This is a genomic window from Paraburkholderia sp. ZP32-5, from assembly GCF_021390495.1.
GTDB lineage: Bacteria > Pseudomonadota > Gammaproteobacteria > Burkholderiales > Burkholderiaceae > Paraburkholderia.
In genome coordinates this window covers 368,994-387,886 of record NZ_JAJEJP010000001.1, presented here as the reverse complement: position 1 = coordinate 387,886, position 18,893 = coordinate 368,994, and the positions used below count along the sequence as shown (strand labels likewise).

Annotated in this window: 18 protein-coding genes; 6 read left to right on the top strand and 12 right to left on the bottom strand. The window is 63.6% G+C overall.

Annotated elements, in window-relative coordinates; translation table 11 throughout:
• Nucleotides 1-22: 22 nt before the first annotated feature.
• The 3 genes from secB to L0U82_RS01665 all read right to left on the bottom strand — a co-directional run bounded on the left by secB (nt 23) and on the right by L0U82_RS01665 (nt 1,335).
• Nucleotides 23-499: a protein-export chaperone SecB gene (gene secB / locus L0U82_RS01675; RefSeq protein WP_233828053.1), complete on the bottom strand. Its 477-nt coding sequence runs from the start codon at nt 497-499 to the stop codon at nt 23-25.
• Between the two features lie 153 nt (nt 500-652).
• Entirely contained in the window at nt 653-913 is a 261-nt protein-coding gene (gene grxC / locus L0U82_RS01670; protein WP_013088272.1) for a glutaredoxin 3, read from the bottom strand.
• Complete coding sequence (locus L0U82_RS01665) at nt 910-1,335, bottom strand: rhodanese-like domain-containing protein (protein ID WP_233828052.1); 426 nt, start codon at nt 1,333-1,335, stop codon at nt 910-912. The genes grxC and L0U82_RS01665 overlap by 4 nt, the downstream gene beginning before the upstream one ends.
• Nucleotides 1,336-1,471: 136 nt before the next feature.
• Between L0U82_RS01665 and gpmA the strand changes: the two genes are divergently transcribed.
• The 3 genes from gpmA (at nt 1,472) to L0U82_RS01650 (ending at nt 5,161) form a co-directional block, all read left to right on the top strand.
• The gene (gpmA, locus tag L0U82_RS01660) at nt 1,472-2,218 is read left to right on the top strand and encodes a 2,3-diphosphoglycerate-dependent phosphoglycerate mutase (protein WP_233828050.1); all 747 of its coding nucleotides are present in this window, start codon (nt 1,472-1,474) and stop codon (nt 2,216-2,218) included.
• Nucleotides 2,219-2,572: 354 nt separating this feature from the next.
• Entirely contained in the window at nt 2,573-4,156 is a 1,584-nt protein-coding gene (locus L0U82_RS01655) for a S41 family peptidase (RefSeq protein WP_233828049.1), read from the top strand.
• Nucleotides 4,157-4,402: 246 nt separating this feature from the next.
• Nucleotides 4,403-5,161, top strand: coding sequence for a HesA/MoeB/ThiF family protein (locus L0U82_RS01650; RefSeq protein ID WP_233828048.1), 759 nt, complete (start codon nt 4,403-4,405; stop codon nt 5,159-5,161).
• A gap of 99 nt (nt 5,162-5,260) precedes the next feature.
• On the opposite strand, the gene ptsP is transcribed toward L0U82_RS01650, so the two are convergent.
• The 7 genes from ptsP to L0U82_RS01615 all read right to left on the bottom strand — a co-directional run bounded on the left by ptsP (nt 5,261) and on the right by L0U82_RS01615 (nt 13,269).
• Nucleotides 5,261-7,006 (bottom strand): phosphoenolpyruvate--protein phosphotransferase, encoded by a 1,746-nt coding sequence (gene ptsP, locus L0U82_RS01645; protein ID WP_233828047.1) that lies wholly within the window; start codon nt 7,004-7,006, stop codon nt 5,261-5,263.
• A gap of 350 nt (nt 7,007-7,356) precedes the next feature.
• Nucleotides 7,357-7,626, bottom strand: coding sequence for an HPr family phosphocarrier protein (locus L0U82_RS01640; RefSeq protein ID WP_012431596.1), 270 nt, complete (start codon nt 7,624-7,626; stop codon nt 7,357-7,359).
• Nucleotides 7,627-7,733: 107 nt separating this feature from the next.
• On the bottom strand, nt 7,734-8,261 hold the full coding sequence (locus tag L0U82_RS01635) for a PTS sugar transporter subunit IIA (protein WP_233828046.1): 528 nt from the start codon (nt 8,259-8,261) through the stop codon (nt 7,734-7,736).
• A 356-nt stretch (nt 8,262-8,617) separates the two neighbouring features.
• A complete protein-coding gene (gshB, locus tag L0U82_RS01630) occupies nt 8,618-9,574 on the bottom strand; it encodes a glutathione synthase (RefSeq protein WP_233828045.1) in 957 nt (318 codons plus the stop codon).
• Nucleotides 9,575-9,676: 102 nt separating this feature from the next.
• A complete protein-coding gene (gene gshA, locus L0U82_RS01625) occupies nt 9,677-10,966 on the bottom strand; it encodes a glutamate--cysteine ligase (RefSeq protein WP_233828044.1) in 1,290 nt (429 codons plus the stop codon).
• 416 nt (nt 10,967-11,382) lie between these two features.
• The gene (locus L0U82_RS01620; protein WP_233828043.1) at nt 11,383-12,885 is read right to left on the bottom strand and encodes an ammonium transporter; all 1,503 of its coding nucleotides are present in this window, start codon (nt 12,883-12,885) and stop codon (nt 11,383-11,385) included.
• 45 nt (nt 12,886-12,930) lie between these two features.
• On the bottom strand, nt 12,931-13,269 hold the full coding sequence (locus L0U82_RS01615; protein WP_013088261.1) for a P-II family nitrogen regulator: 339 nt from the start codon (nt 13,267-13,269) through the stop codon (nt 12,931-12,933).
• A gap of 388 nt (nt 13,270-13,657) precedes the next feature.
• On the opposite strand from L0U82_RS01615, the gene L0U82_RS01610 reads away from it, so the two are divergent.
• Together L0U82_RS01610 and L0U82_RS01605 are read left to right on the top strand one after the other, a co-directional pair.
• Nucleotides 13,658-13,912: an accessory factor UbiK family protein gene (locus L0U82_RS01610; protein WP_233828042.1), complete on the top strand. Its 255-nt coding sequence runs from the start codon at nt 13,658-13,660 to the stop codon at nt 13,910-13,912.
• Between the two features lie 120 nt (nt 13,913-14,032).
• Nucleotides 14,033-15,649, top strand: a complete 1,617-nt coding sequence (locus L0U82_RS01605; protein WP_233828041.1) for a YifB family Mg chelatase-like AAA ATPase — start codon at nt 14,033-14,035, stop codon at nt 15,647-15,649.
• A 332-nt stretch (nt 15,650-15,981) separates the two neighbouring features.
• Here the strand turns inward: L0U82_RS01605 and L0U82_RS01600 are convergent, their stop codons facing one another.
• The gene (locus tag L0U82_RS01600) at nt 15,982-16,683 is read right to left on the bottom strand and encodes a hypothetical protein (RefSeq protein ID WP_442793591.1); all 702 of its coding nucleotides are present in this window, start codon (nt 16,681-16,683) and stop codon (nt 15,982-15,984) included.
• Nucleotides 16,684-16,885: 202 nt separating this feature from the next.
• Between L0U82_RS01600 and L0U82_RS01595 the strand changes: the two genes are divergently transcribed.
• Nucleotides 16,886-17,422: a TlpA family protein disulfide reductase gene (locus L0U82_RS01595; protein WP_233828039.1), complete on the top strand. Its 537-nt coding sequence runs from the start codon at nt 16,886-16,888 to the stop codon at nt 17,420-17,422.
• 102 nt (nt 17,423-17,524) lie between these two features.
• Here L0U82_RS01595 and L0U82_RS01590 read toward each other — a convergent pair whose 3' ends face one another.
• A complete protein-coding gene (locus L0U82_RS01590) occupies nt 17,525-18,874 on the bottom strand; it encodes a sigma-54-dependent transcriptional regulator (RefSeq protein WP_233828038.1) in 1,350 nt (449 codons plus the stop codon).
• Between the last annotated feature and the right edge of the window lie 19 nt (nt 18,875-18,893).

Here is an 18,893-nt window from a genome sequence, read left to right as displayed (position 1 = left end):
AGCCGGCACTGCGCGCGGCGCCTTAGTGCGTGACGCCGTTTTGCGCGCCGTTGCCCGCCTGAGCCGCGCTCACTTGCGCGAGACGCTGCTCGTAGAGCGCCTGGAAGTTGATTTCGGCGAGGTGGATCGGCGGGAAGCCGGCGCGGGTGATCGCGTCGGCGATGTTCGAACGGAGGTACGGGAACAGGATGGTCGGGCAAGCAATGCCGACGAGCGGATCGATCTGTTCGGCGGGAATGTTGCGAATGTCAAAAATGCCGGCTTGCTTCGCTTCGATCAGGAAGGCGACTTTGTCCGACACCTTCGCGGTGACCGTGCCCGTCACGAGGATTTCGAACACGGATTCGGCGAGGCGCTCGGCCTTGACGTCGACTTCGACTTCGACCGACGGCATTTCCTGCTCGAGGAAGATGGCCGGCGAATTCGGCTGCTCGAGCGACATGTCCTTCAGGTAGATGCGCTGGATGTTGAAGAACGGCTGGTTATTCTCGTCGGACATGATGGTGATTCCCTGATAGGTATGCGTGACGGCGGCCCATGCACGAATGGGCCGCCAGATTGTTGCGACGGATCGCGCGCCCACGGAGGGCACGCATGCGCCGGCTTGTCGAGTCCGAATCGTCCGCCCGCTCGCGCGGCGCGGCAAGCAAACTCAGGCTGCTTCGAGCAGCGGCGTCAGACCGCCCGCGCGATCGAGCGCCGAAAGGTCATCGTAACCGCCGACATGCGTCTCGCCGATGAACACCTGCGGCACCGTGCGACGACCGGTCCGGGTCATCATCTCCTCACGACGGGCCGGGTCTTTGTCGATCAGTACCTTTTCAACGTGCTCGACGCCGCGCGACTTTAAAAGACGTTCGGCCATCTGGCAATACGGGCACACCTGCGTGCTGTACATGATCACTTTGTTCACTTGGCTGCTCCTTGTTTCACAACCGGCATACCGGCTTTCTGCCAGGCGTCGACGCCGCCTTCGAGGACGTGGACTTCCGCGTATCCCGCTTCCTGCACGATACGCGCTGCCTTGTTCGACTGCTGGCCGGTCTGGCATACCAGCAGCACCGGGTTGCTCTTGTTCTTCGCGAGTTGCGCGACCTTCGCCTGCAATTCCGCGAATTCGAAATGCCGTGCCGACGGCAAATGCCCGCTGGCGTAAGCGGCGGACGGTCGTAAATCGATGACCGCCGCGTTGCGCCGGTTGATCAGTTGGGTAGCTTCCGCGGCCGACAGGCCGCTACGTCCACGCCGAATGATGGTCGGCCACAGCAGCAACCCACCAGAGATAAGGACGATTGCGATCAGTACAAGGTTGGTGTAGTCGGTGAAAAACTTCACGGAGGATCCGCCGGAAAGAGAGAAATCGAGAAGGGTGATCCAGCCATTATAAAATAACCGTTTGACGCGATGACGAAGCGCCTGCAGAGGCCCGTCGCAACGCTGACCGCTTCCTTACTACCGACCGGCAATTCTCATGTACAAACTCGTTCTCATCCGCCACGGCGAATCGACGTGGAACAAGGAAAACCGCTTCACCGGCTGGGTCGACGTCGACCTCACCGAGCAGGGGAGCCTCGAAGCACAACAGGCGGGCGTGCTGCTCAAGGAATCGGGCTACACGTTCGACATCGCCTACACGTCGGTGCTGAAGCGCGCGATCCGCACGCTGTGGCACGTGCAGGACAAGATGGATCTGATGTACTTGCCGGTGGTCCATTCGTGGCGCCTGAACGAGCGCCATTACGGCGCGCTGTCGGGTTTGAACAAGGCCGAAACCGCCGCGAAGTTCGGCGACGAGCAGGTACTGGTCTGGCGCCGCAGCTATGACACGCCGCCGCCCGCGCTCGAGCCGACCGACGAACGCGCGCCGTACAACGATCCGCGCTACGCCAAGGTGCCGCGCGAACAGCTGCCGCTCACCGAGTGCCTGAAGGACACCGTCGCCCGCGTGATGCCGCTGTGGAACGAGTCGATCGCGCCGGCCATCAAGTCGGGCCGCGGCATCCTGATCGCCGCGCACGGCAACTCGATCCGCGCGCTGGTCAAGTATCTCGACAACATCTCGGACGACGAGATCGTCGGTCTCAATATTCCGAATGGCGTGCCGCTCGTCTATGAACTCGACGAAAACCTGAAGCCGATCAAGCACTACTATCTGGGAGACCAGGACGCGATCGCGAAGGCGCAAGCCGCGGTCGCCAACCAGGGCAAGGCCGGTTAAGCCCCATACAGCCATGGTGGCGTGGCGCGGTGGAACTGCACCGCGCGGCAGGACGCAACCATGGCTGCAGGGAAATACTGTATTGCGCGGGGTGGCCGTAGTCACCGGCCAAGGTGGCAACCGCCCGGCCACCACCATTGACTGGCTTGGCGCGGCTAGTACCTGAAACTGACCGCCGCGCATCGGGCCGCTCCACTTCGCCATTCGCGGTTCAGATGCCGCGAACCAGGACCTTCCCTCACTGTCGAAGCACGATTGCCTGCACCGCGCCCCTGAGCGGACGGGTGTGCAGTTATACTTGTCCGTCCAATCTTTTATCGACGCTGCCACGCGCTTCCGACCGCAACAGACTCTATGCGAAAGAACCTGAAAAATATCGGCCTGATTGCCGCGGGCCTTGCTACCGGTGTGTTTGCCACCCTGCAATTCTCCGCCTCGGCCCAGCAACCGGCTAGCGCCGCTATCGCACCGCTGCCGCTAGACCAGCTCAGGCTCTTCGCCGAAGTGTTCGGGCAGATCAAGCACGAATACGTCGAGCCGGTCGACGACAAGAAGCTTCTCACCGCCGCGATCAAGGGCATGGTGTCGAGCCTCGACCCCCACTCGTCGTATCTCGACAAGACCGATTACGAAGAGCTGCAGGAGCAGACCAAGGGTCGCTTCGCGGGTCTCGGCATCGAGATCTCGTCGGAAGACGGCCTGATCAAGGTGATCTCGCCGATTGAAGACACCCCCGCTTTCCGCGCCGGCATCCGTCCGGGCGACCTGATCACACGGATCAACGACAAGCCCGTGCGCGGCATGACGCTCGACCAGGCGGTCAAGCAGATGCGCGGCGATCCGGGCACCAAGGTCACACTCACGATCTTCCGCAAGACCGACGACCGCACGTTCCCGCTCACGGTGACGCGCGCGATCATCAAGGTGCAGTCGGTGAAGGGCAAGATCGTCGCGCCGGGCTTCGCTTACGTGCGCATCACGAGCTTCCAGGAGCGCACCACGCCTGATCTCGCGGCCAAGCTGCAGGACCTCGCGCGCCAGGAGCCGAACCTGAAGGGCCTCATCCTCGATCTGCGCAACAACGGCGGCGGTCTGCTGCAAAGCGCGGTCGGCGTGGCCGGCGCGTTCCTGCCGCCGAATTCGGTTGTCGTGTCCACCAACGGTCAGATCCCGGATTCGAAGCAGATCTACCGCGATACCTACGATAACTACCGTCTGCAATCTTTCGACAGCGATCCGCTGAAGGACGTCCCGGCGATCTTCAAGACCGTGCCGATGATCGTGCTGACCAACGCGTACTCGGCGTCGGCCTCGGAAATCGTCGCGGGCGCGCTGCAGGATCAGCACCGCGCGCTGATCCTCGGCAAGACGACCTTCGGCAAGGGTTCGGTGCAGACCGTGCGACCGATGACGGCCGACACCGCGCTGCGTCTGACCACCGCTTACTACTACACGCCGAGCGGCCGTTCGATCCAGAACAAGGGCATCCGCCCCGACATCCCGGTCGATCAATACGCGGACGGCGATCCGGATGATGCGCTCGTGACTCGCGAAGTCGACTACTCGAATCACCTTGCGAATACGCAGGATCCGAACGAGAAGAAGGAAGCGGAGCAACGCGAGCAGGAACGCATGGAGCAACTGCGCCAGCTCGAAGAGCAGAACGACAAGAAGACGCCGGAACAGCGCCAGAAGGATCGCGAGCGCAAGCCGATCGAATTCGGTTCGGCCGACGACTTCATGCTGCAGCAAGCTGTCGACAAGCTCGAAGGCAAGCCGGTTCAGGAGTCGAAGTCGCTGATGGAACGCCGTCTCGCGCAGAACAAGCCGGGCACGTCGGCTTCCGCGCCGGTTGCGGTGAAACCGACGCAACCGGTGCCGGGCGCATCCGGTCCGGCGCCGGCTTCGGCACCCGCAGCGGCTCCGGCCGGCAAGTAAGCAGCAATCCGTGTGTGTCTTCGCGGCGATTCACGCCGCGAAGACACACCGAGCAACTTTTCAAAGCGGCGGCATAGGCTGCGATGCATCGCGGGAAGCTGCCGCAGCTACAAGCAGCAAAGCCTCATCAAAGCCGCCGCTAACCCGCGGCAACAAGCCCCTCCCCCGCGCGATTAAAATAACAGCCACGCGCAACGCCGACTCCCCGTCTGTCTCCAGCTGCGCGACACACTCGCGCGTCCCGCCATGAATGACGATCAACTCCTCCGCTATTCCCGCCATATTCTCGTCGACGAAATCGGCATCGAGGCGCAGCAGCGTTTTATCGATGCTCACGCAATCATCGTCGGCGCGGGCGGCCTCGGTTCACCGGCCGCGATGTATCTGGCGGCCGCGGGCGTCGGCCGTCTGACGCTCGTCGATGCCGATACCGTCGACCTAACCAATCTGCAGCGGCAGATCCTGCACGTCAGCGCATCGGTCGGACGCAGCAAGGTGGAGTCCGGGCGCGACATGCTCGCGCAGATCAACCCGGAAGTCGTCGTGAACGCGGTGGCCGAGCGTGTCGACGACGCGTGGCTCGACCGCGAGGTGCCGCATGCGAACGTCGTGCTCGATTGCACTGATAACTTCGCGACGCGTCACGCGATCAATCGCGCGTGCGTCAGGCATCGCGTGCCGCTGGTGTCGGGCGCGGCGCTGCGCTTCGATGGTCAGATCAGCACCTTCGATTTCCGCAACGACGCGTCGCCGTGCTACGCATGCGTGTTCCCCGAGGATCAGCCGTTCGAGGAAGTCGCGTGCTCGACGATGGGGGTGTTCGCGCCGACGGTCGGCGTCATCGGCTCGATGCAGGCCGCCGAGGCGCTCAAGGTGATCGGTGAAATCGGCACGTCGTTGGTCGGGCGCCTGACGATGCTCGACTCGCTGCGGATGGAATGGAACACGATGCGCATCGGGCGTCAGCCGGATTGTCCGGTTTGTGGTCAAGCGCATCAGTCTTGACGCACGCACGACCCAGGTTTCCAGCCCTGAAATAAAAAACGCCGCACATAGCGGCGTTTTTCATCGAATCAGGTCAGCGCAACCAGGCAACGCAGGTCCTCAAACCAGCGCGACCCGCTTCAGCGCCGCCTGCACCTCCTCCGGCTCGAACGACGCAAGCACGTCGGCCACCGGCTTTTCGAGCGTCTTCAGATTCGAGCGCAACACTTCCTGCTTGACCTCGAGCAACTGGCTCGGATGCATCGAAAACTCGGTGAGACCCATGCCGAGCAGCAGACGCGTCATCGACGGATCGCCCGCCATCTCACCGCACACCGACACCGGCACGCCCGCGCGCTTCGCCTCACGCAGCGTGAACGCGATCAGATGCAGCACCGCCGGATGCAACGGGTCGTACAGGTGCGCGACCGCGTTGTCCGCGCGATCGATCGCGAGCGTGTACTGGATCAGATCGTTGGTGCCGATCGACAGGAAATCGAGCCGCTTCAGGAACAGCGGCAATGCGATTGCAGCGGCCGGAATCTCGATCATCGCACCGACCTGCACGTTCGGATCGTAGGCGATGCCGGCGTCGTCGAGCTGACGCTTGGCTTCGCGGATCAGATCGAGCGTCTGGTCGATCTCCTGTGCGTGCGCGAGCATCGGGATCAGGATCTTGACCTTGCCGAACGCCGACGCGCGCAGGATCGCGCGTAGCTGAGTGAGGAACATCTGCGGCTCGGACAGGCTCCAGCGAATCGCCCGCAATCCCAACGCGGGATTCGCGGCGGTTTCGTAGCCGTCGCCGCCGCTCATCGAATCGAGCGGCTTGTCCGCGCCGACGTCGATCGTGCGGATCGTGACCGGCAAGCCGTTCATCAGCTCGACCGCGCGGCGATACGCGCCGAACTGCTCCTCCTCTTCAGGCATCCGATCCTTGTGATTCATGAACAGGAACTCGGTACGGAACAAGCCGACACCCGTCGCACCCGATTCGACTGCCGCGCGCGCATCGTCGGGCAACTCGATGTTCGCGCACAGTTCGATGCGGTTGCCGCACAAGGTTTGCGTCGGCGAAAACTTGAGGCGCTGCAGCTTGCGCTGCTCAAGCTCCTTTTCGCTTTGGCGGTACGAGTATTCCTCGAGCACGATCGGCGCCGGATCGACGATCACAATGCCGTGGTCGCCATCGACGATGATCAGATCGTCCTGACGAATCAGCGCGCTCGCATGCTGAACACCAACCGCGGCCGGAATGCCGAGGCTGCGCGCGACGATCGCCGTATGCGACGTGCGGCCGCCGAGATCGGTGACGAAGCCCTGGAACGTTTGCGTTTTGAACTGCATCATGTCGGCCGGCGCGATGTCGTGCGCGACCACGATCATCTCGTCGCACGCGCCATGCACGCCGTCGACGATGCCGGGCGCACCCGCGAGCGCTTTCAATACGCGCTCGACGACCTGCTCGATATCGGCTTTGCGCTCGCGCAGGTATTCGTCTTCGATATCGTCGAAATGGCGCGACAGACGTTCGAGCTGCTCGGTCAACGCCCACTCCACGTTGTAGCGGCGCGTACGGATTAGGTCGATGGTTTCCTGAACGAGCATCGCGTCGTTCAGGATCATGGTGTGGACATTGATGAAGGCGCCCATTTCGCTGGGCGCATCGGCGGCGAGATCGGCACGCAACGCGTCGAGTTCGTGATGAACGCGTTGCTGAGCCGCGCGAAAGCGCTCGACCTCCCCTTCGATCTGGGCAGGTTCGATCAGATAGTGGTCTACGTCGAGTGCTGCCGGGGCGATCAGATAGGCCCGCCCGATGGCGATACCGCGTGACACGGGAATTCCATGCAGCGTGAATGACACGCGCACCTCCTCTAGTTGTGTGATGCCGCGGCAAACCGCTGCAATGCTCTCAGACTCTATCGGTCATTATAAATTCCGCGCCTTTCTGAAGTATCGCAAGGGTGTGTGCAGCGCAGCACGAATTGTCGTAATCAACAGTCACGCATAGTCGATGATAGTTCGTTGTCCACATGCCAATAACGATACGCAGGTCCCACGTGTTAAACATGCTCGCCGCCTTACGCGCTCTTTCCGATGTCTTTGCGCACGGGTTAACGCGCGAGCCCTTTCGATATTCAAATGTCGGTGACGAAAAAAAACCGCGTACGAGCCGCGGTTTTTGATCTGTTGAGTTTGCAGCGCGTGCCGCTTTACTGGCCTTCACCGAATTTATCGGCAATCAGTTTCAGCAATGCGTCCATTGCTTCCTTTTCGTCGGAGCCTTCGGTTTCGATCAGCACGGTACTGCCGATGCCGGCGGCCAGCATCATCACACCCATGATGCTCTTCGCGTTGATGCGGCGGCCATTGCGGCTCATCCAGATTTCCGCCTGATAGTTGCCCGCGAGTTGCGTCAACTTGGCCGACGCGCGCGCGTGCAGCCCCAGCTTGTTCACAATAGTCGTTTCCTGTTGCAGCATGTGTTGATCCGAAGCGCGGGTGAATGAAATGGTAAAAGGTGAAACGGCAAACCAGTTGCAATGCGGTTGAAGCCTTCCTTCAGCGACGATTCGAACTACACCCTCGCCTACACGCCGGCCGGGTCCGGCTTGTGCGCCAGATCGGCATCGGCCGGCAACGCCGGAATACAGTCGCCGGGCGCTGCATCGGGTGGCAGCGCCGGCAGGCAATCGCCCGATTCGGCCGGTGGCGCAACGGGCTCCGGCGTCGCGGGCCCGATTGCATGCACGCCCTTGGTCGCACCGGCGAGGGCTTTATCGACCAGCGTGTCGAGCGGCGTCGCGCGATAGCAGACCGCGCGCACCAGCATCGGCAGATTGACGCCGCACAGCACGCGCACGTCCGGCATCGTCGCGAGCCGGCCGGCGATGTTGGCCGGCGTCGCACCGAACATATCGGTGAGCACCAGCGTGCCGTTGTCCTCTCTCAGACGCGCGACTTCCGAATTCGCAAAAGCAACGACCTGCGCGGGATCGCAGTCCGCCGATACGTCGATCACGCCGATGCGTGCCGGCAAACCACCATAGATATGAGAAATACAATCGCGCAACGCGGTGGCGAATGGAGCGTGCGCAATGATCAGAATGCCTGCCATGTCAGCCTTACTGCAAAAGAACGGCCCCAAACCGTGGACCGGGCCGCAGCCCGGTTCGCGAGCGCCCTCGGCCGGCCGTGGGTCGCGAGAGCGGGAACACCTCGTGGAGCGAATGGCTCGCGACGCCCTACCGGCGCTGGCGAGAACGCTGCCCGTTCATGATCCGCGATCCGCGGTGGCGCCCGTTGCAGCCGATAAAGCCGCGGCTGACGCCTCGCGCGGGAGAGCGGGCATTGTAGCAGGCTCATTTTGGCGCCAAACCGCGTGGCGCGCCCGATGCGTGTTCACTACGTAGTTTGGGGGTGCAGCCTGCCGTTCAAGGCGGCTGCGCGAGCGCGGCGCTCTGGCTTGCCGCGTCAACCGGCTGCGCGCTCCAGCGCGTCGACGAACATGCCGGCGACGTCGAAACCGGTCTGATCCATGATCTCGCGGAAACACGTCGGGCTCGTCACGTTGACTTCGGTGAGCCAGTCGCCGATTGCATCGAGCCCGACCAGCAGCAAGCCGCGCGCGGCGAGCACCGGAGCGAGCGTATCGGCGATCTTGCGATCGTGCTCGCTGAGCGGTCGTGCGACGCCCAGCCCGCCCGCTGCTAGGTTGCCGCGCACTTCATTGCCCTGCGGAATCCGCGCGAGCGAATACGGCACCGCTTCGCCGCCGATCAGCAGAATGCGCTTGTCGCCGTCCTTAATCTCGGGGATGAATTTCTGCGCCATCACCGAGCGCGCGCCATCGTGGCTCAGCATCTCGATGATCGAGCCGAGGTTCATGCCGTCCGCCTTCACACGGAACACGCCCATGCCGCCCATGCCGTCGAGCGGCTTCAGGATCACGTCGCCATGCTGCTCGTGAAATGCGCGCAGACGCGCGGGATCGCGCGTGACCAGCGTCGGCGCGACGAATTGCGCGAACTCGCCGATCGCGAGCTTTTCCGAATGATCGCGAATCGCCTGCGGCTTGTTGAAGATGCGCGCGCCGGCACGCTCCGCCATCTCGAGCAGCCACGTCGACGTCACGTACTCCATGTCGAACGGCGGATCCTTGCGCATCACGACCGCGCTGAAGCTTTTCAGCGCGCGCGGCGCGGCGGGATCGGCGGCAAACCAGACGTCACGATGCAGATCGGTGGTATCGCCGACGATCGCGATGCGCTCGACGTTCGCCTCGACGCCGCCGCCCGTCCACGCGAGCTGCTGCGGCTCGCAGGTGTACACCGTGTGACCGCGCCGCGCCGCCTCGGCCATCATCGCGTAGGTCGAGTCTTTGTAGATCTTGAAATGGCTGAGCGGATCGGCGATGAAAAGAATGTCCATGAAAGTCCCGGTGCGCCCCGATGGGCTTCGCATTATTCGTCAATGGAGTCTTCGCGAACGACGCCGGCGGCACGCATCCCGCCAGCCCGCGCGCGAGGTAACTTAGACCTGAATCGCTTCCGGATCGGTCTTTTCGAGTTCGACCGACGCAGCCAGCAGCCCGAGCCGCGCGACCACGCCGTACATATAGAAGCGGTTCGGCGGCGCCGCGCCGGGCTTCGCGTGCGCATCGGGCAACGCGGTATGTTCGAAGCCGAGCGGCACGAAGTGCATGCCCGGCGCGTTCAGATTCTGATCGCGCTCGCGGCTGCCATGCACGCGGTAGAAGCCGCCGACCACATAGCGGTCGATCATATAGACCACCGGCTCGGCCACTTCCTCGCCGATCCGCTCGAACGTGTACACGCCTTCCTGGACGATCACGTCGTGCACTTCGAGGCCGTCTTTGGTCGCCGCCATGCGCGCGCGTTCGCGCTTGGTCAGCGCGGCAACTTCGGACGCGTCGTGCACCGTCATCACGCCCATGCCATACGTGCCCGCATCGGACTTGATCACCACATACGGTTTTTCGGAGATGCCGTACTCACGATATTTGCGCGCGATCTTCTTCAGCACGCCGTCGATCGCATCGGCAAGCGCTTCCTCTCCGGTACGCTCCTGGAAATCGACGCCTTCGACATGCGCGAAGTACGGATTGATCATCCACGGGTCGATCTCGACCATCTTCGCGAACTTCTTCGCGACATCGTCATAGCAGGAGAAATGCGTCGATTTGCGGCGCACGGCCCAGCCCGCGTGCAGCGGCGGCAGCAGATACTGCTCGTGCAGATTTTCGAGCACCGGCGGAATGCCACCCGACAGATCGTTGTTCAGCAGAATCGAACACGGATCGAAATTCTTCAGCCCAAGGCGCCGCGGCGAGCGTTCAAGCGGTTCGAGCACGAGCTTCTGGCCGTCCGACAACGCGATCGTGACCGGACCGTTGATGGTTTCGTCGAGCGTGCCGAAACGCACGTTCAGGCCCGCCTGGCGCATGATCGACGCAAGCCGGGCGACGTTTTCGAGGTAGAACGCGTTACGGGTATGGCGCTCCGGGATCACGAGCAGATTCTTCGCGTCCGGGCAGATCTTTTCGATCGAGGCCATCGCGGCCTGGACCGCGAGCGGCAGCACTTCCTGAGGCAGATTGTTGAATGCGCCGGGGAACAGATTGGTGTCGACCGGCGCGAGCTTGAAGCCCGCATTACGCAGGTCGACCGAACAGTAGAACGGCGGCGTGTGCTCCTGCCATTCGAGCCGGAACCAGCGTTCGATAGCGGGCGTGGCGTCGAGGATCTTCCGCTCGAGATCGAGCAGCGGGCCGTTTAACGCCGTAACTAGGTGCGGAACCATTGATCACTCGCAGACTGGAGAAAAAAGATTGTAGAGCAAATGCTTTGTCCATTTGGGGACGGTTTCTCCATACGCAAGCAGACTGGAATGCATTCTCCCTATGACGATGATAAGCCGGGTAAATCGCCGCTTCCAGTCCGATTGGGCTCAATTTGCTGATCACTCTGGAGCGATTTCAGCACCAATTAAAGGTCGTCGAATGCGGCTTGTAGCTGGCGACGTTTAAAACGCCGCACATAAAAAAGCCCGCGACGAACGCGGGCAAATTGCTGCACTTGCTTCCTGACGTGATTCGTGACCTGATTTCTGACCCAGGCCGGGAGCCAGATCGTGACCTGGCCCGCTATCCAATCTGTCGTCGATCGAGCCCGGCGGCGCGGGCTCGACCGCATAGCGTGATTTCGCAGCGATGCCGCTTATTCGACGTGCTCGCCGTGCAGGCTCACGTCCAGACCTTCGCGCTCCTGCTCTTCGGTCACGCGGATGCCCATCACCATGTCGATGATCTTCAGCAGCACGTAGCTCACCACGCCGCTGTAGATCAGCGTCGTCAGCACGCCCTTGGCCTGCACGATCACGCTGCCGTCCATGCCGCCGATGTCCTTGACCGCGAACACGCCAGTCAGCAGCGCACCGACGATACCGCCGACGCAGTGCACGCCGAACGCGTCGAGCGAATCGTCGTAACCGAGCTTGTGCTTGAGCCACGTGGCCGACCAGAAGCAGACCACACCGGCGACGACGCCGATCACCAGCGAGCCGAGCGTACCGACGAAGCCCGAAGCCGGCGTGATCGCCACCAGACCCGCCACAGCGCCCGACACGATACCGAGCACCGACGGCTTACCCTTGGTCGCCCATTCGGCAAACATCCATGCGAGCGCCGCCGCGGCGGTCGCCACTTGGGTCGCGAACATCGCGAAGCCGGCACGGCCGTCCGCCGCCACCGCCGAACCCGCGTTGAAGCCGAACCAGCCCACCCACAGCATCGCGCCACCGATCAGCGTGAGCGTCAGGTTGTGCGGTGCCATCGCCTCGCGGCCGTAGCCGACGCGCTTGCCGAGCACCAGTGCGCAGACCAGCGCGGCGATACCGGCGTTGATGTGCACCACCGTGCCGCCCGCGAAGTCGAGGATGCCCGCGCTAGCCAGCCAGCCGGTCGGTTCCCACACCATGTGCGCGATCGGCGAGTAGACGATGATCGACCACAGCGTCATGAACACGAGCATCGCCGAAAACTTCATACGGTCCGCGAACGCACCGGTAATCAGCGCCGGCGTGATGATCGCGAAGGTCATCTGATAGACGAAGTAGACCGTTTCGGGGATCGTCGGCGCGAGGTGGCTGACGGTCAGCGTCGTGGCCTTGTCGCCCTTGATGTAGTTCATGCCTTCCATGAACACGCGCGAGAAGCCGCCGATGAACGAGCCGCCCGGCGTGAACGCGAGGCTGTAGCCGATCACGGTCCAGACGATCGTCACCAGACAGGTGATCGCGAAGCTTTGCATCAGCGTCGCGAGCACGTTCTTCTTGCGGACCATACCGCCGTAGAACAACGCGAGACCCGGAATCGTCATGAACAGCACGAGCGCGGTGGAGGTCAGCATCCACGCGGTGTCACCGGAATTGATCTTCGACGAATCGACCGAGAACGGCGCGGTCGGGGCGGCCGGCGCGGCGTCCGCGGCGGGGGCGCTGGCCGGCGCGGCGGCCGATGCATCGGCGGCGGGCGCCGAAGCGGCGGGTGCTGCCGCCGGTGCCGACGCATCCGGTGCCGGCGCGCTCGCCGTCGTATCGGCGGCGGAGGCGGCGGGGGCCGAGGCAGCGGCGGGCGCGGAAGCGTCGTCCGCGAGGGCGGCGCCGACACCGCCCGCAAGCAGCGAGCCGGCCATCAGCAGGGACATCAATAGTTTACGCATCTTGGTTTTCCTCTTGTCGCTAGCTGTATCGCTAAGCTCTGGTCGTTACAGCGCGTCCGCGCCGGTTTCGCCGGTGCGAATCCGCACCACCTGCTCGATCGGCGTGACGAAAATCTTGCCGTCGCCGATCTTGCCGGTGCGCGCGGCGCGCTCGAGCGCCTCGATCGCCTGGTCGACGATGTCGTCCGACACCGCCGCCTCGATCTTCACCTTCGGCAGAAAGTCGACGACGTATTCAGCCCCCCGATACAACTCCGTGTGGCCCTTCTGCCGCCCGAAGCCTTTGACTTCCGTCACCGTGATACCCGACACGCCGATTGCCGATAGGGCCTCGCGTGCTTCATCGAGCTTGAACGGCTTGATGATTGCGGTAATGAGCTTCATAAATTCCTCGCTAGTTGTTGCTGATGCCGTTGCGTACCCGTAACCGTGGTCTGTTGCGTCGCCGGTAAAAGTGCCTTGGCAGTGCGCGCGGGCCCAGTAAAAGCAACTGCCATGCCAACTTGTGTCAGGCTGCGCGTCGAACGTATGGCGCAATGCGCCCGGACGGCCTTGTCCGAACGGCCAGCGACGCGGCCGGCGGTGGCGCGGCATAGTGATCGTTGCTAGAGTGTTCGAAGGTTCTGAACGCGGCGGCGCGCACCGAGCGTGCACCAAGCGCGCTCATGCGGCCACGCGCGGCGAAATACGGCGCACCAGGATCGCTCATTCGCCGCAACGGGGCACGGACGTAACGAAACATGCACATTTTTTGTGCACCAAGGGGAACACCATGAAACAACCGAACGACGTTTTTAACGACTTCCAGGCGCGCGTCAGCGATCTGTTCAAGAACTCGCCCGCCAAGGATGTCGAGCGCAACGTCAAGGCGATGCTGTCGCAAGGCTTCTCGAAGCTCGATCTGGTCACGCGCGACGAATTCGATACGCAGACTCAGGTGCTCGTGCGCACGCGCGCGCGCCTGGAGGAACTGGAGCGCCGCGTCGCCGAACTCGAACAGAAGCTGCCGCTCACCCAGACGCCGTAATCCCTGCACGCAGCCGCTGCGCTGCGTCGTGCTGCACATCATCGGCAAGCGGGCCGTGACGTCATCAGCGTTTTAGGGGATTCGCGCTCAGTTCGAGCGCGCCGTCCGACGGGAGAAAACATGTCGCTTGCCGTGGTGCGCAGTCGCGCGCCGGCCTCTGGCCGCGCGCCCGAAGTAACCGTCGAGGTTCACCTCGCCAACGGACTACCCTCCTTTTCGATCGTCGGCCTTCCGGATCTGGAAGTGCGCGAAAGCCGCGAGCGCGTGCGCGCAGCGCTGCAGAACTGCGGCTTCGATTTCCCGGTGCGACGCATTACCGTCAACCTGGCGCCCGCCGATCTGCCGAAAGAATCCGGCCGCTTCGATCTGCCGATCGCGCTCGGCATCCTCGCCGCGAGTGGGCAGATTCCCGCCGAGTCGTTGCTGCATCGCGAGTTTGCCGGGGAGCTGTCGCTGACCGGCGCGCTGCGGCCGATGCGCGGCGCGTTCGCGATGGCATGCGGAACCGCGCGCGGCGGCATGGCGGCCGGCGATAGTGATACCGGCACCGATGCACCATCTCATTGCTCTCCGATGTCGCCTCTGCCTGGCGGAGAAACGGCCGAGCAACCCTCGCGCGTCCCTCAGCTTTATCTACCCGTCGCCAGTGCGACCGAAGCGGCGCTCGTGCCCGGCGTCGACGTCTATGGTGCGGCCGACCTGCCGTCGCTGTGCGCGCACCTGACGGGCGAAGCCGATGCGCGCCTCACCCCGGTCGAAGCACCGGAGCTGGGCGACCAAGCCGTGCACGCGCCCGACATGGCCGACGTCATCGGTCAGCGCGCCGCCCGCCGCGCGCTGGAAGTGGCCGCGGCAGGCGGCCATCATGTGCTGCTGATCGGACCGCCCGGCGCCGGCAAGTCGATGCTGGCCGCGCGCCTGCCCAGCCTGCTGCCACCGATGACCGATGACGAAGCGCTCGCCTCCGCGGCGCTGCTGTCCGCGAGCCGGGTCGGCTTCAAACCGTCGCAGTGGCGGCAGCGGCCATTTCGCGCGCCGCATCACTCGTCGAGCGCGGCGGCGCTGGTCGGCGGGCGCAATCCGCCGCAACCGGGAGAAATCACGCTCGCGCATCTTGGCGTGCTGTTTCTCGACGAATTGCCCGAATTCGATCGCGTGGTTCTCGAAACGCTACGCGAGCCACTCGAAGCGGGTCGCATCACGATTTCGCGCGCCGCGCTGCAAGCCGATTTCCCAGCCGCATGCCAACTGATCGCCGCGATGAATCCGTGCCCATGCGGCTGGCGCGGCGATCCGGGTGGACGTTGCCGTTGCACGCCGGAGATCGCGGCGCGCTATCTGCGCAAGCTGTCCGGGCCGCTGCTCGACCGGATCGATATTCAACTCGAAATTCCGGCGCTAACGCCCGCCGAACTCGCAGCCCGGACCGCGACGACGGGCGAAGCCAGTGCGGCCATCGCGCAGCGAGTGAGCGCCGCACGCGAGCGGCAACGGCTTCGGCAAGGCAAAACCAACCGGGAGCTGGGCGGGCGGGAAGTGGACGACGTCTGTCGCCCGGATGCGGCGGGCGAAGCGCTGCTGCGTGAAGCCGGTGAGCGGTTCGGCTGGTCGGCGCGGGCTTACTACCGCGTGCTGAAGGTCGCGCGGACTATCGCCGACCTTGCCGGAGCGGCGATGCCGAGCGCCGCGCAGATCGCCGAAGCGATTCAATACCGCCGCGTTTTTGGCTCGTTATGAGGAGAAAAATCTACTGTCAAGACTTGACTTATACACACGTTCGCGATCCTGACAAATTTGGAAACATCTGAAAGACACAGTAACGGGTGTCTCAAAAAGGCTTTGATTTTATTGAGCTTTTTAAAACGCATCGCGCCTGAGAATCCTGACGCAAAGCCCACCGGCCGGGCTTTTCGAGCAAATGAAGCCGAGTTCTCAACAGAGTTATCCACAGGCGCGGCGAGTAACTCAAAAACCTCAACGTAAACCGGGAATTAGCGCGCAAACCTGCGAAAAAACTTTGACTGTGGGCGAGGTCAGCGCGCGCGTTTCACTGGCCAAAAATACCGCCTTCAATACAGCTGGAACGACGAAAAAAACTGGTCGACCTGGTCCTGCGGCAAAGGCTGATCGGCGATGATCGCCGCCTGGTAGGCGTGCCGCCCGTGCGCGACGAGCCGCACATAGACGGTGCGGGTTTCGTGCTTCGCGCCGGCCGCGCCGCTGACCTTCATCTCGAGGCCCGGCGTCTTGCCGCCCGCGGCGAGCGGGATTTGCACCGGGTGTGCATCGGGCGCCGCGCCGACGTTGCGCGCGAGCCCGGCGCGCAGGAAATCGAGCGCGGCGCGCTGGGTCGCGTCGCTGTCGTCCGGCAGCATCACGGTGCCGACCGCGAACACCGCGTGGCCGGCCTCGGCCGTCTGCATCGCCATCTGCATCGGCGTCCCGTTGATCTGCATCGCGCGCTGGTCGTTGCTCGGCTTGGCCGGGAAATCGACGGTGTAGCCGTTGTCGTTGTTCATCACGGTGCGCCAGTCGAAGGTCGGCGAGCAAGCGCTGAGCGCGATGCCGAATGCGAGCGCGCCGAACGCGGTCCCGAGCAACGTTCGCGCGCGCGGCGAATGTTGCTGAACGCCGGCGGAACTGGCGGAATCGCCCGGCCGGCTGGCGTCTGGCGAATGGCCCAGTGAGCGGACCAACAAACGACTTAACAAAGAAAGACCGGACGAAACGCGGGCAAGCAAACGGCGGGGGCCAAAGGCAGTTCGGAGCATGAGGACGAAAGATCGGGCTTACAGGAACGTAAAGCGCTATTATCCGCCGAACCAGTGCTGACGCGGCTTTCCGACGATCTGCCGTGGCGGCGCAACAGCATCAATCGAGCTACAATAGGCGGGCTAACCAGCACCGTCTCAGCATCACCCGATTGCCGACCCATTGCTCCGCGCATCCCGCGCGACTCCCGAGGTTCCGTTCATGAGCTCGAATCCGTCCACTGCCGCCCGGCGCACGAATCCGCTTCGCTACCTGATCGCATTCGCCGTGGCCATCGCGCTCGCGATCGCCGGCTATTTTGCGTTTGCCGGTCAGCAACGTGTGCCCGACGCGACCTTCACGCTGCTGTCGGGCAAGAAGATCACGACCGCGGACCTCAAGGGCAAGGTCTATCTGGTCAACTTCTGGGCGACCAACTGCGACACCTGCATGCAGGAAATGCCGAAGATGGTCGAGACCTATAACCGCTTCAAAGGCCAGGGCCTCGAATTCGTCGCGGTTGCGATGAACTACGATGCGCCGATGTACGTGACCAACTACACGCAAACGCGTCAGTTGCCGTTCAAGGTCGCCATGGACGACGGTTCGGCCGCCAAGCAGTTCGGCAACGTGCAACTCACGCCGACCACCTTCGTCGTCGATAAGGACGGCAAGATCCTGAAGCGCTACGTCGGCGAGCCGCAATTCGCGGAACTCGACCAGTTGCTCGCCAAGGCACTGAAAGGCACGTCGGCCTGATTCGACGCATTCAACGCAAGCTTCAACGCGAAACTGATTCATCCGCGCCGGCGCAAGCCTTAGCCGCCGGCGTTCCCCGCTTCACCGCCGGCGCTCCCCGCCTCACCGCTCCCCTTCCCCTTTGGCCGTCAGGCCATATCGTTTGATCTTCTCGTAGAGCGTCGCCTTGCCGAGCTGCAAGCGATCCGCCGCGACCGCCACGACGCCGCCCGCCTGCTCCAACGCCTCGGCAATCATCGCGCGCTCGAACTGCTCGACCCGCTCCTTCAACGGCTGGGTCACGGTCCCATCGTCGTCGAACGACAGCACGGGTTCCTCGGCGATACCGAGCACGAAGCGGTCGGCGGCATTGCGCAACTCGCGTACATTGCCTGGCCAGTCGCGCTTCATCAGATTCGTGCGCTGGCGATCGGTGAGAATCGGCGCCGGCCGCTGATACCGCACGGCCGCATCGAGCAGGAAATGTTCGAACAGCGGCACGATGTCCTCGCGGCGCTCGCCGAGCGGCGGCAGCGCGATCGTCACCACGTTGAGCCGGTACAGCAGATCGCGGCGAAACGAGCCGTCCGCGACATGCTCAGCCATGTCGCCCTTCGCCGCCGCGACGATGCGGCAATTGACGCGAATCGGCTGGTTCGAGCCGAGCCGCTCCAGCACGCCGTCCTGCAACACGCGCAGCAGCTTCACCTGCAACGCGAGCGGCATGCTCTCGATCTCGTCGAGAAACAGCGTGCCTCCCGACGCATGTTCGAGCTTGCCGATCCGTCGTTTCGCCGCGCCGGTGAATGCGCCCGGCTCGTAGCCGAACATCTCGGATTCGAACATTGGCTCGGGCAGCGCGCCGCAATTCACCGCGATAAACGGCTTGTCGCGGCGCGGCGACAGTTCGTGCAGACTGCGCGCGATCAACTCCTTGCCGGCGCCAGTGTCGCCGTTGATCAGCACCGATGCATCGGTCGGCGCGACGTTCGCGATCAACCGCCGGATCTGCTCGATCGCTGGACTGCGGCCGATGATGCGCGGCGCCACCGTACTCTGTCCGGCCAGCTCGCGACGCAGCGCGAGGTTTTCGAGCACCAGCTTGCGGCGCTCCAGCGCGCGCCGCACGGTTTCGATCAGCCGCTCCGACGCGAACGGCTTCTCGATGAAGTCATACGCGCCGTCGCGCATCGCCTGCACCGCCATCGAAATATCGCCGTGACCGGTGACCAGAATCACCGGCACGTCAGGCGCGCGTTCGTGGCATTGCGCGAGCAGATCGAGACCGCTCGCGCCGGGCAGGCGGATATCGCTGACGATCACGCCGGAGAAGTCCGCGCTGATCGTCCTGGCCGCCGACTCCGCCGACGCGTGGCCGATCACGTCGAAGCCCGCCAGTTGCAGGCTCTGCACGCTGGCGCGCCGCACCAGTTCGTCGTCTTCGATATACAGCACTTGCAGGCCGTCGTTCATTGCGTGTTCCGGGTGAAGT

What these genes read in the sequence shown, in the direction of transcription:
- L0U82_RS01600 (WP_442793591.1), bottom strand. Translation starts at nt 16,683, where the DNA reads ATGCTCCGAACTGCCTTTGGCCCCCGCCGTTTGCTTGCCCGCGTTTCG.
- L0U82_RS01650 (WP_233828048.1), top strand. Translation starts at nt 4,403, where the DNA reads ATGAATGACGATCAACTCCTCCGCTATTCCCGCCATATTCTCGTCGAC.
- L0U82_RS01615 (WP_013088261.1), bottom strand. Translation starts at nt 13,269, where the DNA reads ATGAAGCTCATTACCGCAATCATCAAGCCGTTCAAGCTCGATGAAGCA.
- secB (WP_233828053.1), bottom strand. Translation starts at nt 499, where the DNA reads ATGTCCGACGAGAATAACCAGCCGTTCTTCAACATCCAGCGCATCTAC.
- L0U82_RS01590 (WP_233828038.1), bottom strand. Translation starts at nt 18,874, where the DNA reads ATGAACGACGGCCTGCAAGTGCTGTATATCGAAGACGACGAACTGGTG.
- L0U82_RS01605 (WP_233828041.1), top strand. Translation starts at nt 14,033, where the DNA reads ATGTCGCTTGCCGTGGTGCGCAGTCGCGCGCCGGCCTCTGGCCGCGCG.
- gshB (WP_233828045.1), bottom strand. Translation starts at nt 9,574, where the DNA reads ATGGACATTCTTTTCATCGCCGATCCGCTCAGCCATTTCAAGATCTAC.
- gpmA (WP_233828050.1), top strand. Translation starts at nt 1,472, where the DNA reads ATGTACAAACTCGTTCTCATCCGCCACGGCGAATCGACGTGGAACAAG.
- L0U82_RS01620 (WP_233828043.1), bottom strand. Translation starts at nt 12,885, where the DNA reads ATGCGTAAACTATTGATGTCCCTGCTGATGGCCGGCTCGCTGCTTGCG.
- L0U82_RS01640 (WP_012431596.1), bottom strand. Translation starts at nt 7,626, where the DNA reads ATGCTGCAACAGGAAACGACTATTGTGAACAAGCTGGGGCTGCACGCG.
- L0U82_RS01635 (WP_233828046.1), bottom strand. Translation starts at nt 8,261, where the DNA reads ATGGCAGGCATTCTGATCATTGCGCACGCTCCATTCGCCACCGCGTTG.
- L0U82_RS01610 (WP_233828042.1), top strand. Translation starts at nt 13,658, where the DNA reads ATGAAACAACCGAACGACGTTTTTAACGACTTCCAGGCGCGCGTCAGC.
- L0U82_RS01655 (WP_233828049.1), top strand. Translation starts at nt 2,573, where the DNA reads ATGCGAAAGAACCTGAAAAATATCGGCCTGATTGCCGCGGGCCTTGCT.
- gshA (WP_233828044.1), bottom strand. Translation starts at nt 10,966, where the DNA reads ATGGTTCCGCACCTAGTTACGGCGTTAAACGGCCCGCTGCTCGATCTC.
- L0U82_RS01595 (WP_233828039.1), top strand. Translation starts at nt 16,886, where the DNA reads ATGAGCTCGAATCCGTCCACTGCCGCCCGGCGCACGAATCCGCTTCGC.